This window comes from Siccirubricoccus deserti (assembly GCF_014283215.1).
GTDB classification, from domain to species: Bacteria; Pseudomonadota; Alphaproteobacteria; order Acetobacterales; family Acetobacteraceae; genus Siccirubricoccus; species Siccirubricoccus deserti.
In genome coordinates this window covers 170,146-183,568 of sequence record NZ_JACOMF010000008.1, presented here as the reverse complement: position 1 = coordinate 183,568, position 13,423 = coordinate 170,146, and the positions used below count along the sequence as shown (strand labels likewise).

The window sequence follows — 13,423 nt, the reverse complement described above, 5'->3', positions numbered from 1 at the left end:
GGGCGCGTAGATCTTCGGACAGGGTTCTCGCCATGCAAGCTGGCCTCCGTGCCCAGCAGGCACGGTGAATCAGATTTCGCGCCGGGCGGGAATCCTCAGCGACTCTGAATGGTCAGATTTCGCTCTAGCCGCCTCCCGTCGCCAGCATCTCCCGCGCCGGCGACCGCCCCAGCGCCGCCCGCAGCGCCTCGGCCCCCGCCGTGCCCTGGGCCAGCGCCTTCTCCAGATTCTTCCGATAGCTCTCCGAGACCACCGCCGGCAGCAGCGGTTCGTTCGGGTCCACCTCCACCTCCAGCACCACCGGCCCCTCCACGGCCAGCATCGCATCCAGCGCCGCGCCGAGCTGCGCCGGGTCGCGGACCGAGAACCCCCGCGCGCCAATCGCCTCGGCGGCGCGGGCGAAGTCGATCGGGGTCAGGTCGCAGGCGTATTCCGGATTGCCGAGGAACAGCAGCTGCTCCCATTTGATCTGGCCGAAGGTGTTGTTCTTGATCACCAGCAGCTTGACCGGCAGCCGGTAGCGCACCGCGGTGGCCAGCTCGCCGAGCTGCATCGCCAGCCCGCCATCGCCGACGATGCCGAACACCGCCCGCCCGGGAAAGGCCAGCGCTGCCGCCACCGCATAGGGCAGCCCGCAGGCCATGGAGGCCAGCAGCCCGGAGACGCCGAACGCATGCCCCGGCCCGAGATCGAGGTAGCGTGCCGTCAGCCCGGTGTTGTGGCCGCTGTCCGTCACCACCACCGCATCCGCCGGCAGGCGTTCGGATAGCGCCCGCACCGGCACTGCCGGGTGCATCGGCTGGCGCGGCTCGTCCACCGCGCGGGAAAGGGTGTCGCGCCAGCGCCGCGCCTCGGCCTGGGTGGCTTCCAGGAAGGCGCGGTCGGTCTTCCGCCGCAGCTGGGCGTTCAGCGCCTCCAGCGTTGCCCTGGCATCGCCGACCAGCCCGACCTCGGCCGGGTGCCGCAGGCCGATGCGCTGGGCGTCGCGGTCGATCTGCACGCCGCGCGCCTGACCGGGTTGCGGGTAGTATTCGACATAGGGGAAGCTGCTGCCGATAATCAGCAGCGCATCGCACTGCGCCATGGCGTGATGCGTGCCGAAGGTGCCGTAGAGGCCGATGCCGCCGGTGGTCAGCGGATGGGTGTCCGGCAGCACCGCCTTGCCGAGCAGCGCCTTCGCCACCGGCGCGGCCAGCAGATCGGCGCAGCGTTCCAGCTCCGCCGTCGCCCCCAGCGCGCCGCGGCCGGCGAGGATGGCGACGCGCGAGGCGCCGTTCAGGATCTCCGCCGCCCGCGCCACATCCCCGGGACGCGGCAGCAACAGCCCCTCCGCCGGGGTGCTGGGGAGCGGGTGCGGCTTGTTGCGCGGCGACCGCGCCGCATCCTCCTGCGCTTCCTCCTGCACATCGACCGGCACGCTGAGATGCGCCACCCCCTGCCGCGCCAGGGCGCTGCGGCAGGCCAGCGCCGTCGCCTTGGCCATATGCGCCGCGCCCATGACCCTGGTGTTGAACACCGAGACATCCTGGAACAGCTTGTCGAGATCGACATCCTGCTGGGTGAAGGTCTCCAGCAGGTCATGGTACTGCAGCCCGGTGATCGCCAGCACCGGCGCACGGTCCAGCTTGGCGTCGTACAACCCATTGAGCAGGTGGATGCCGCCCGGCCCGCTGGTCGAGAGACAGCAGCCGATCCGGCCGGTCCATTTCGCATGGGCGCAAGCCATGAAGGCGGCGCTTTCCTCGTGCCGGACCTGGATGAAGCGGATGCGCTCCTGGCGGGTGCGCAGCGCTTCCATGATGCCGTTGATGCCGTCGCCGGGCAGGCCGTAGACAGTGTCGATCCCCCAGTCGATCAGGGTTTCGACCAGGATGTCGGCGGCCTTCTGTGGCATGCGGGCGTCCTCGCGGGAGGGTGGAAGCCGGTATGCCGGGACAGCGCCGGACTGCGGGTGAGGTTCGCCGCCGCCCGCAACTTTGCCTGGTTTTGTTCGGAGGCGCGAGTTTTCACAGTTACACAGAGTATATTTCGATGATGCTATGCGTGAAAGATACATTATCTTGCGCATTTTTCTGGAACCATGCTGCACCGCAGCGCTTGCAGCGAGTGTTCGCCTGTGCCGCCTGGCGCGGAGCAGTCCAGGGCGGGTGAGGCGGACCAGGCGCAACGAGGACGGGACATCCAGCTATGGCCGATATCAAGCAGACCGACCCGCAAGGGCCGGCCGAGGCGCTGCGCAATCGGGGCCGGGCCGCGGTGGCCGAAGGGGTGGCGGCAACGCTCGGGGTGGCGCAGGCCACGCGCCAGGCAGCCGAACGCGGTGGTGAACAGGCCGTGGAGCAGGGTAGCGAGGCGGTGCGGGAGGGTACCGGCCAAGTGGCCGAGGTGCTGCGGCGTGGTGCGGATGTGAGCCGCCATGGCAGCGAATCCATGGCCGAGACGGCCCGGCACGGCGTGCGGATCGCCGCCGAGGGCCAGCAGAGCGTGATGCGGCAGGCGGCCGCGGAGATGGAGCAGGCCGGACGGGGCCTTGCCGACATCGCCCAGGAAGCCGCCGAAGGCCTGCGCCACTTCATGGCGGTGCCCGGCGGCCGCGGCATGCAGGACACCCACCAGGCGCTGCAGACGCTGGTCGACGGGGTGATCGCGACCAACCTCCGCATGGCGCGGGAGCTGATGCGCCGCACCGGCCCGAGCGCCTTCATCGAGCTGCAGCGCAATTTCGTGCGTGAGTATTTCGACGCCTTGGCCGAAGGCGGCACGGTGCTGCTGCGCGCGGCGCGCCAGGCAACCGACGAGACGCTGCTGCCGCTGGAGCGCGAGGTGGCGCGGCGCCGCCAGCCCGGCCAGAGGCGGGGCCATCAAGCCGGCTGCGTCGCCGATGTGATGAGCACCGACGTGAAGGTCGTCGGCCCGGAGGAGACGGTGCAGCAGGCGGCGCGGCTGATGACCGCCGAGGATGCCGGGGTGCTGCCGGTGCGGGAGGGCGACCGGCTGGTCGGCATGCTCACCGACCGAGACCTCGCGGTGCGGCTCGCCGCCGAGGGCAAGGACCCGACCCGTACCAGGGTGCGCGAGATGATGTCGCCGGAAGTCCGCTACGTCTACGAGGATGAGCCGCTCGACCATGTCGCCGACAACATGGCGGAGCAGAGGCTGCGCCGCCTGCCGGTGATGAACCGGCAGAAGCGGCTGGTCGGCATCGTCTCGCTCGGCGACATCGCCGGCGGTGAGCACGGGCCGGAGCATGCGGGGCGGGCGGTGGCCGGCGTCTCGCAGCCCGGGGGGCAGCACAGCCAGCGCCAGCCCGCGCCGGCGAACGGCTGAGCCGGCGCGCCGCTGCGCCCAGGCGGGGGAGGGCGCATCGCCGGTGGCCGCCGAACACCGCGCTGATGGGCGTTGGCACTCCGCCCCACTCCCTCCAGCCCGTCGTGGCCGGGCCCGATCCGGCCATCTGACCGGTTGCTTTCGCGCGAATGCGGATGCGCGGCTCAAGCCCGCGCATGACGGGGGAGGGTGGGGGCGCGGGGACCTTCGGCAGCCTGCCGGAGCAAACCGGCCCGCTACCCGTACAACCGGCCGATCTCCCCCGCATAGCGCTCCAGCACCGCGCGCCGCTTTACCTTCATGGTTGGCGTCAGCAGCCCGTTCTCCACCGAGAAAGGCGCGGATGCCGTGCCCCAGCGGCGGATGCGCTCGATGCTGGACAGCCTGGAGTTCACCCGGGCTATCGCCGCCGCCACCTTCTCCGCCATGCCCTCGGCCGGCACCACCAGGGCGACGATGCCGGCCTGACCCTCGCCGGCAGCGACTGCCTGGGCGATCTCCGGCTCCGCCATCAGCAGTGCCTCGATCTTGGCCGGGCTGACCATGTCGCCGCCGAGCGTCTTGATGAAGTCGCGCTTGCGGTCGGTGATGATGATCCGGCCCGCTTCCATCCGCGCCACGTCGCCGGTGTGCAGCCAGATCTCGCCATCTGGCCCCGGCCGCAGCGCCGCCGCCGTCGCCGCCGGGTCGTTCCAGTAGCCATCCATCACCAGCGGCCCGCGCACCAGCAACTCGCCATCCGCGGCGATGCAGGCCTCGACGCCGCGGAGCGGGGCGCCGACCGTGTGCCGGTGGTTGTCCCAGGGCAGGTTCACGCTGATCACCGGCCCCGCCTCGCTCTGGCCGTAACCCTGGATCAGCGGCAGGCCGAGGGCGAGGAAGAAGCCGGAGAGGTCGGGGTCCAGCCGCGCCCCGCCGGAGACCAGCGCCCGCAGTTTGCCGCCGAAGCGGGCCCGCACCTTGTCCCGCACCAGCCGGTCCAGCACCGCATCCTGCACCCGCTCCCAGAGGTTGAGCTTTGGCCCATCCAGGCGCCGGAGGCCAAGTGCCACCGTCCGCTCGAACAGTCGCCGCTTCAGCGCCGATTCCTTCTCCAGCTGCGCCAGCATGCGGGCGCGCATCAGCTCGAACAGCCGGGGCACCGCGGTGACAAGGCTTGGCCGGACCTCGGCCAACTCGGCGGAGAGCCGGTCGGCACCACGGGAGTAGACCACCTCCATTCCCACCGAGGGCAGCAGGAAGCAGCCCACCGTATGCTCATAGGCATGCGACAGCGGCAGGAAGGAGAGGTAGGGCGTGCCGGCGACGCCGAGCCGTTCCAGCAGCCCGGCGATGCCGGCGCGGTTCGCCAGCACGGCGCGATGCGGCAGCATCACCCCGCGCGGCAGCCCGCCGGTGCCGGAGGTGTAGATCAGGCAGGCGAGGCGGCCGGGCGGGATCTGCTCGGCCTCCGCCATCAGCAGCGGCAGGTCGCCCGGGGTGGCCAGGGCCGTCGCCCAGGGGTGCACGCGAATGCCCGCCGGCGCCTGGTCCTCCGCCGGATCGAGCAGCAGCAGCAGGTCGAGCTGCCCGGCCGCCGCCTCCGCCACCCGCGCCGCCAGCGCCGGGGTGGAGACGATCGCCGCCCGCGCCCCGGAATCACGGATGACATGCGCGTGGTCGGCGGTGGTGTTGGTGGTGTAGGTCGGTACGGTCACCGCGCCGATCGCCATCAGCGCGGCATCGGCGACGTTCCATTCCGGCCGGCTCTCGCTGACCAGCAGAACCCGGTCGCCCGGGGCGATGCCGGCCTGGCGCAACCAGGCGGCGACATTGGCGACGCTGGCGGCGAATTCGCCCCATGTCATGCGCTGCCAGCCGCCGCTGCGCCAGAACCGCACCATCGGCGCTTCCGGCTGGCGACGGGCGATGTCGAGCAGCATCCAGGGCAGGCTGTTCCATTGGTTGGCTTCGGAGGCAGCATGGTTGCACTCTCGGGAGGGTGCCATGCCGGCGGCTGCGGCCGCCGATGCCCCGGCATTCGTGGTGTTCATCTCTCCCCACCCCTCCCATCCGTCCGGCGACGCATGATCACGGCTTGGCCACGACCTGCCACGCCATATATGCAGGGATGTGACCCGATCCGAGCCCATTTCGCCCACGCCCCGATCCGCCGCGGATTCCGCCGCGGGCCGGGCGACCGCCCCCGCTCTCTCGCCGCTCGATGCCGGCAGCCCCGGCGACGGCGGTCCGCTGCCGAGTTGGGACCTCTCCGACCTCTACGCCTCGCCCGAGGACCCGGCGCTCGCCGCTGATCTCGACCGGGCCGAGACGGATGGCAAGGCCTTCGCCGCCCGCCACGCCGGCAAGCTCGCCACCCTCTCCGGCGAGGCGCTGGCCGAGGCCATCTCCGGCTATGAGCGGATCGAGGAAGTGCTCGGCCGGGCGATGAGCTACGGCCAGCTGATCTTCGCCGGCAATGCCCAGGACCCGGCGAATGGCCGTTTCTACCAGACCTTGCAGGAACGGGTGACGGCGATCTCCTCGCACCTGCTGTTCTTCACCCTGGAGTTGAACCGGCTGGAGGACGCCGAGCTCGACCGCAAGCTGGCGGCCAGCCCGGCCCTGGCGCGGTGGCGGCCCTGGCTGCGCGACCTGCGGGTGTTCCGGCCGCACCAGCTCTCCGACGAGATGGAGAAGCTGCTGCACGAGAAGGAGGTTACCGGCCGCTCCGCCTGGAACCGGCTGTTCGACGAGACCATCGCCGGCATGAGCGTGACCGTCGCCGGCGAGGAGCTGACCGTCTCGGCGGCGCTGAACAAGCTGTCGGACCGGGACCGCGCGGTGCGCCAGGCGGCGGCGCAGGGGGTCTCGGAAGCCTTCGGCAGCCGCATCCGGCTGTTCTCGCTGATCACCAACACCCTGGCGAAGGACAAGGAGATCCTTGACAATTGGCGGCGCTACCCGCGCCCCGGCTCGGCCCGCAACCGCGCCAACATGGTCGAGGACGAGGTGGTGGACGCGCTGGTCGGCGCGGTCAGGGAAAGCTTCCCGCGGCTGTCGCACCGCTACTATGCGATGAAGGCGAAGTGGCTCGGCCTGCCGAAGCTGATGCACTGGGACCGCAACGCGCCGCTGCCGGACGAGGACGACCGGCCGATCGCCTGGCCGCAGGCGGTGCGCACCGTGCTCGACAGCTACCGCGCCTTCAGCCCGCAGCTCGCCGAGATCGGCGGCCGCTTCTTCGAGCGGCCCTGGGTGGATGCGGCGCTGCGGCCGGGCAAGGCGAGCGGCGCCTTCGCGCATCCGACCGTGCCCTCCGCCCACCCCTACCTGCTGCTGAACTACCACGGCAAGACCCGCGACGTGATGACCCTGGCGCATGAGCTGGGGCACGGCGTGCATCAGGTACTGGCGGCGGAGCAGGGCTACCTGCTCTCCGGCACGCCGCTAACCCTGGCCGAGACCGCCTCGGTCTTTGGCGAGATGCTGACCTTCCGCGGGCTGCTGGACGCCGAGACCGATTCCCGCCGCCGCCGCGCCATGCTGGCGAGCAAGGTCGAGGACATGCTGAACACTGTGGTGCGGCAGATCGCCTTCTACCGCTTCGAGACCTTGCTGCACGACGAGCGCCGCAAGGGCGAGATCGCCGCCGAGCGCATCGCCGAGATCTGGATGCAGGTGCAGCGGGAGAGCCTCGGCCCGGCCTTCGACTTCACCGAGGATTACGGCGCCTACTGGGCCTACATCCCGCATTTCGTGCACACGCCTTTCTACGTCTACGCCTATGCCTTCGGCGATTGCCTGGTGAATGCGCTCTACGGCGTCTACCGCGACGGCGCGGTGCCGGGGTTCGAGCAGAAATACCTCGCGCTGCTGAAGGCCGGCGGCACCCTGCGGCACAGGGAGCTGCTGGCGCCCTTCGGCCTCGACGCCTCCGACCCGCAATTCTGGAAGCGCGGGCTGGATGTGATCGCCGGCTTCATCGACGAGCTTGAGGCGACCGCATGAGCGAGCGTGAGAGCACGCTGTTCGGCGAGATCCGCCGGATGGCGCGGACCTCGGGCGCGGTCGGCGGCATCGCCGCGCGGGTCGCTGGCGAGCGCATGTTCGGCTTCAAGACCGACAAGGCGGCGCATGCCGAGGATCTGAAGGCGATTCTCGGCGGGCTGAAGGGCCCGCTGATGAAGGTGGCGCAATTCCTCTCCACCGTGCCGGATGCATTGCCCGAGGAATATGCCCAGCAGTTGGAGACGCTGCAGGCCAATGCTCCGCCGATGGGCTGGCCCTTCGTCCGCCGCCGGATGCAGAGCGAGCTGGGGCCGGGCTGGGAGGCGAAGTTCCAGACCTTCGGCCGCGAGGCCGCCGCCGCCGCCTCGCTCGGCCAGGTCCACCGCGCGGCGCTGCCGGATGGCAGGCCGGTGGCCTGCAAGCTGCAATACCCCGACATGCCGAGCGTGGTGGAGGCCGACCTCCGCCAGCTCAAGCTGGCCATGCAGGTCTACCGCCGGATGGACAGCGCCCTCGACCATGGCGAGGTCTACCAGGAGATGCGCGACCGGCTGCGCGAGGAACTGGACTACCTGCGCGAGGCGGCGCACCAGCGGCTCTATGGCCTGATGCTGGCCGGCCAGAAGCGCGTCGAAGTGCCGGTGCCGGTCGAGGGCTATTGCACCACAAGGCTGCTGACCATGAGCTGGCTGGAGGGCAGGGCGCTCGCCAAGCGGCTGGAGGAGAACCCGCCGCAGGAGGAGCGCCGCGCCTATGCCGAGGCGCTGTTCCACGCTTGGTACCTGCCATTCTACCGCTACGGGGTGATCCACGGCGACCCGCATTTGGGGAATTACCAGGTCCGGCCGGATCGCCAGGGCATCAACCTCTTCGACTTCGGCACCATCCGCGTCTTCCCGCCGAGCTTCGTCGGTGGCGTCATCCTGCTGTTCGAGGCGGTGCGCGACCATGACGAGGAGAAGGCGGCCGAGGCCTACCGCATCTGGGGCTTCCGCAACCTGTCGAAGGACACCATGGCGGTGCTGAGCCTCTGGGCGCGATTCCTGTATGAGCCGCTGGTGCAGGACCGGGTGCGGCCGATCCAGGAGAGCGACGACGTCTCCTATGGCCGCAAGGTGGCGGCCGAAGTGCACAAGGGGCTGAAGCGCACCGGCGGGGTGAAGATCCCGCGCGAGTTCCCGTTGATGGACCGCGCCGCCATCGGCCTCGGCAGCGTTTTCCTCCGGCTGCGGGCGGAGATGAACTGGCACCGGATGTTCATGGAAATGATCGAGGGTTTCGACGCCGCCGGCCTCGCCGAACGCCAGGCGGCGGCGCTGCGCGAGGCGCGGGTGCCCGGGCCGATGCCGGGCGCCGGGGTGGCCTGATCTGGCAGGCTAGGGAAGAACGCCGGCAGGGGTGCGGGGGCACCACCTCTCCGTCAGGCCGGGTTTGACCCGGCGGTTTCCGACCACCTGTTTTCGCCGCATGTCCAAGGCCGCATGTCCAAGGCGGACCGCAGAGGGACGTGAACCTCCCGCAGCGATCCGCTCCGGACGCCGGGACGTCAGCTCGTGAAGAACTGCTGCGTGCCATGCGCCTCGATGGCGCTGGCGAGGCGTGAAAGGGCATGGACATAGGCCGCGGTGCGCAGTGGCACCTGCCGCTCCTGGGCAATGTCCCAGATCCGGCGGCCTTCCCGTTCCATGATCACCTTCAGCCGCTCATGCACCTCCTCGACGGTCCAGTAGAAGCCCTGGCGGTTCTGGACCCATTCGAAGTAGGAGACGGTGACGCCGCCGGCATTGGCCAGGATGTCGGGCAGCACCAGCGCCCCGGCCTCCGTCAGGATGCGATCTGCCTCGGGCGTGATCGGGCCGTTGGCCAGTTCCAGAATCACCCGCGCGCGGACCTGCCGGGCATTGCCCTCATGGATCATGTTCTCGAGCGCGGCGGGGACCAGCACGTCGCAGTCAAGCGTGACCAGATCCTCGGCCGGCACTTCGGTGACCCCGGCCTGGCCGGCGAGGGAGGTCACCGACTTGCCGGCCGTCTTGGCGCGCAGCAGCGCTTCAATATGGAGGCCATCCGGGCAATGCACCGCGCCGCGCGAATCGGACACCGCCACGATGCTGTGGCCATCCGCCGCCAGCAGGCTGGCGATGAACTGGCCGGCATTGCCGAAGCCCTGCACCGCGACACGCATCCGCTCGCGCAGCCCCAGCTCCCGCGCCAGATGCCGCAGCAGGTAGTAGCCGCCGCGCGCCGTGGCGTCGTCGCGGCCGAGCGAGCCGCCCAATGCGATGGGCTTGCCGGTAATCACCGCCGGGACCGACTGGCCGACGATGCTGGCGTATTCATCGGCCATCCAGCCCATGATCATGGCGTTGGTGTAGACATCCGGTGCCGGGATGTCGCGGTCCGGGCCGAGGATGCGGGCGAAGGCCTGCACATAGGCGCGCGAAAGCCGCTCCAGCTCGGCCTTCGAGAGAGTGCGCGGGTCCACCTGCACCGCACCCTTCCCACCACCATAGGGCAGGTTCATGACAGCGCATTTGAAGGTCATCCAGAAGGCGAGCGTCTCAACCTCCGCCTCCGTGGAGTCGGGATGGAAGCGGATGCCGCCCTTGGTCGGTCCGCGGGTGTCGTCGTAGCGGCAACGCCAGGCGAGGAAGGATTTCCGGGAGCCATCGTCCATCCGGATCATCAGCCGGACCTTGGTGGTCTCGCGCGGGTATTTCAGGCGCTCGAGGACGTCGCTGTCGATTTCCAGATGACGCGCAGCCTCATCGAGGCGCGTGAGCGCCAGGTCGAGGATATTGTCCTGATTCATCCAGTCTCTCCTCGCCACCCCCTCCCGGTCGGGGTGGCGTCCTTGGTGCAAGGCGAACGCAGGTCGCCGGTGTCGCTGCCGCAGCGTCTGGCGGTGCCTGGACCCCGGGCGGCATCCCGCCCGAAGGCGTCGTTCAGGATGCCGGTCAGGGACCGATCGAGCCGCGCAGGCCATGGGTCCGGGTTGGGCCAGGCGGCCGTCGCCACCGTGTCCCAAGGCAGCAGGCGATTGTTTCCGCGATGCGCAGGTTCAAGGCAACCCCTGCCCATCGCTGCGGCATCATGCCGGCCACATCGGCAGCGCCAATCCGTGGCCGCAATCCCCTTCTCAGGCCGGCTGAGCGGCCCGGCGCCTCAGTTCCGGCGCAGCCGGGCCTCCTGCCGCAGCAGGGTGACGATCGCCGGGCTGTCGACCAGGTAGCGCCGCGCCAGCCGGCGCGGATCTGCGGCCAGCCGCCACGCCCATTCCAGCCCGGCCCGTTGCACCGGCTGCGGCGCCCGCTTCTCCAGCCCGCACAGGAACAGCAGGCTGGCCCCGATGCAGAGGCCGGTGCCGCGGGCGACGCCGCGCCGCGCCAGGGCGTTCGCCACCATGCACTGCCGCGGCGAGCCCACCGCGAGGAAGGTGAAGCGTGCCGGATGCGCCTCGATGAAGTCGAGCGCCGCGACCAGCGCCGCCGGATCGTGCTCGAAGCCCATCGGCGGGTCGTGGTGGGCGATGCGGTTGAGGCCGGTGCGCCGCCGCAGCACCTCGACCGCCTCCGCTGGCATCCCGAGGATGGTCACCGGTTCCTCCGGCGCAATCGCCTGGCCGACAAGTGCCGCCACCAGGTCGCTGCCCGGCACCACCTGCGGCGCCGGCAGGCCCATCAGCCGGGCCAGCCGTGCCACCACCCGGCTGTCGAGCAGCCGCAGCCCGGCCTCGTGGTAGAGCGGCCGTAGGGCAGGGCGACGGGCCAGCCGCACCAGATGGTCGGCGTTCGGCGTCACCACATAGCTGAACGGCGCATCCGCCGGACGTGCCGCCAGCCGCGCCACCACGGCGGGCAGCGTCAGGTCTGCGAAATCGAGGCCGAGCAGCCGGAGGGTGGGCGCGCCGTCCTGCGGGTTGCCCAGGGTTAGAGCGTCAAATGGCAAATCGGAGCCTGAGCTGAACGAGGTTTCGGTCGTATTCAGGCAATCCGCCGCTGGATTCAAGCCGCCGCGAATAGGAGTAGCTCCCGATGATCTGGACGTTGCGGTTCAGCAGGTAACGGGTCGTCAGGGTCAGCAACGCATCGGTGGCGGTTTGGTTCGGGCTTTGATACTCGCGGCGGTCGGCGCGGAAATCGGCGCCAAGGATGATGTTGCGGCGGAATTCATGGTCCACCGCCACGCCACCCTGCAGCCGCTGGAAGCTGACCGCGTCGCGGCGGATCGACTCGTCGATGGTGCGGGCGACATTGAAGCGTACGGTGGTGAGCTGGGTCGGCACCCAGGTAAGCTGGCCTTCCACCGCCAGCCCTTCCAGCGGCTTGATCCCCGGCCCTTCGTACTCGCGTTGCCGCCAGCCGACCGCGATGCGGCCCGACCAGACGCCGTCGAAGTCGTATTCGAAGCCGAGCAGCGCCTCCCAGGTGAAGCTGTTGCGGCTATGCGAGATGCTATTGGTGTAGGAGATGTCCTGCAGCCGCACCACGCCGGTGACCGAGCGGCCCTGCGCCACCGCATAGCTCACGCCGACGGCGCCGATCGCGGTGTTGAAGTCGTTGAGCGATGTCTGGTTGTTGACGCCGCCAATGGTCACATCCTGGAAGCGGTAGGTGCGGTAGACGCCGGTGCCGAGTACGCCGACGCGGTTGAACCGGGTGTTGCCGGTCACCGTGACCTCGTCGCTGTCGAAGGGCACCGGCTGGCCGATGCCGGCGCTCTGCACGTCGAAGCTGTACACGTCGAGGTGGTCACGCGAATGGCGGTAGCGGCCCTCGACGCTGGTGTCGGCGGAGAAGTCGTAGCGGCCGAAGCCGCCGACCCCCCAGTCCTGGTAGTCCAGCGGGCTGCTACTGAAGTATTGCCGGGCGTTCATGGTCGCTTCGGCGCCCACCGCATGGGTGGTCCAGTCGCTGCGCAGGTTGAGCGCAACATTCTGGTCGACGAAGCCATCGGATTCGACGTTGTTCTTGCGACCGAACAGGTTGCTGTCGAAGCCTGGGGCGATCTCCACCAGACCGTCCAGCCGAAAACCGCCGAGCCGGACGCCGAGCGGGTCGTAGTCCGGCCGCGGACGGGTGTTCACGGTCATGCCGCGCTGCACGTCCCGCGGCGAGACGCCTTGGGCCGTCGCCTCGCCCGCGGCCCAGCCCAGGAACAGGGCTGCCTGGGCCGTGACGACGAATCCAAGCGGCGCGCGCCCGCGTCGAAACCTATTGGCCATCATTCCCCCGCACTCTGACGCTTCGGTCTGCTATCACGGTGGAACCTGTTTGAGGTCAATGCGGTACGATCACGATCTGGCCATCCCGGCTGCGGCATCGCCGGGTGGCCCGCAGGCCACACCGATGCGGTGGCGCCATGCAGCGGCGGCCTCCCCTTCGGTCGTGTATATTGCACCGCAGCAACCACGGTTCCATATCGATCTGATCACGCATCGGTGTGGCACCGCAAGGTGGAACCGAAGGGGCTTGCAATTGACCAGCCGAGCGGGGCGTATTCGGCCCCATGCCGCCCAACGCGATGATCGTAGGGGCAAGTATTTCGGATGCGGTTCGCCATGCAAGCCGACAGCCCGATCAGCGGCGGCCAGAATCAGCACGGCCGGGGCCAATCAGCTCCGGGCGAAAACGGCCGAGGCGTCTCAACTATGTGTGGGCGCGCAGCCAGGAAGGACGCCGCCATGGGAACCATCGAAATGATCCGCCAGGAGCCCGCGTCCGAGGCCGCTGCCGTGCCGCTGCCCAAGGACTGCTTGGCGGCCTTCGTGGCCGGCCAGCCGGGCGAGGACCGGGTGGTCGGCCTGCTGGCCTACGCCCTGGCCACCGAGGCCGGCGCCGCGCCGACCCCCGAGGCGGTCGAGCAGTACCGCCAGGCGGCGGTGACCGCGCTTAGCGAGCACGCCTTCCGCTACTTGCACAATACTGTCGAACAAATCCGCCACGATGCGGTGGCCGAGCATCTGGGCGGGCTGCGCCGCCCGCCGGGCTTCGCCCGGATGGTGCTGGCCAATCTGCTGGCGCTGGTCCTGGTTGGCCTCGCCGCCGGCTGGGTCGCGCTGCACCCCGAAACCCTGGCCGGCCTCGCCGGCCTACTGGCAGGCTGA

9 protein-coding genes are annotated in these 13,423 nt (G+C 69.9%); 4 read left to right on the top strand and 5 right to left on the bottom strand.

Translation table 11 applies throughout. The annotated features are described in order from the left end of the window. Window positions 1–124: 124 nt before the first annotated feature. Window positions 125–1,894 (bottom strand): thiamine pyrophosphate-dependent enzyme, encoded by a 1,770-nt coding sequence (locus tag H7965_RS09850; RefSeq protein ID WP_186770392.1) that lies wholly within the window; start codon window positions 1,892–1,894, stop codon window positions 125–127. 293 nt (window positions 1,895–2,187) lie between these two features. Between H7965_RS09850 and H7965_RS30330 the strand changes: the two genes are divergently transcribed. After that, window positions 2,188–3,327, top strand: coding sequence for a CBS domain-containing protein (locus H7965_RS30330; protein WP_222440536.1), 1,140 nt, complete (start codon window positions 2,188–2,190; stop codon window positions 3,325–3,327). 236 nt (window positions 3,328–3,563) lie between these two features. On the opposite strand, the gene H7965_RS09840 is transcribed toward H7965_RS30330, so the two are convergent. After that, window positions 3,564–5,360: an AMP-dependent synthetase/ligase gene (locus H7965_RS09840; RefSeq protein ID WP_229682564.1), complete on the bottom strand. Its 1,797-nt coding sequence runs from the start codon at window positions 5,358–5,360 to the stop codon at window positions 3,564–3,566. 79 nt (window positions 5,361–5,439) lie between these two features. On the opposite strand from H7965_RS09840, the gene H7965_RS09835 reads away from it, so the two are divergent. Next, window positions 5,440–7,317 (top strand): M3 family oligoendopeptidase, encoded by a 1,878-nt coding sequence (locus tag H7965_RS09835; protein WP_229682563.1) that lies wholly within the window; start codon window positions 5,440–5,442, stop codon window positions 7,315–7,317. After that, the gene (locus H7965_RS09830) at window positions 7,314–8,684 is read left to right on the top strand and encodes an ABC1 kinase family protein (RefSeq protein WP_186770391.1); all 1,371 of its coding nucleotides are present in this window, start codon (window positions 7,314–7,316) and stop codon (window positions 8,682–8,684) included. The genes H7965_RS09835 and H7965_RS09830 overlap by 4 nt, the downstream gene beginning before the upstream one ends. A gap of 179 nt (window positions 8,685–8,863) precedes the next feature. On the opposite strand, the gene H7965_RS09825 is transcribed toward H7965_RS09830, so the two are convergent. From H7965_RS09825 to H7965_RS09815, 3 genes are all read right to left on the bottom strand, one after another. After that, on the bottom strand, window positions 8,864–10,129 hold the full coding sequence (locus H7965_RS09825; RefSeq protein ID WP_186770390.1) for a Glu/Leu/Phe/Val family dehydrogenase: 1,266 nt from the start codon (window positions 10,127–10,129) through the stop codon (window positions 8,864–8,866). A gap of 353 nt (window positions 10,130–10,482) precedes the next feature. Further along, on the bottom strand, window positions 10,483–11,265 hold the full coding sequence (locus H7965_RS09820; RefSeq protein ID WP_229682562.1) for a WecB/TagA/CpsF family glycosyltransferase: 783 nt from the start codon (window positions 11,263–11,265) through the stop codon (window positions 10,483–10,485). Then, a complete protein-coding gene (locus H7965_RS09815) occupies window positions 11,255–12,541 on the bottom strand; it encodes an outer membrane beta-barrel protein (protein WP_186770389.1) in 1,287 nt (428 codons plus the stop codon). Before H7965_RS09815 ends, H7965_RS09820 begins: the two co-directional genes overlap by 11 nt. A gap of 459 nt (window positions 12,542–13,000) precedes the next feature. Between H7965_RS09815 and H7965_RS09810 the strand changes: the two genes are divergently transcribed. Next, on the top strand, window positions 13,001–13,423 hold the full coding sequence (locus H7965_RS09810; protein ID WP_186770388.1) for a hypothetical protein: 423 nt from the start codon (window positions 13,001–13,003) through the stop codon (window positions 13,421–13,423).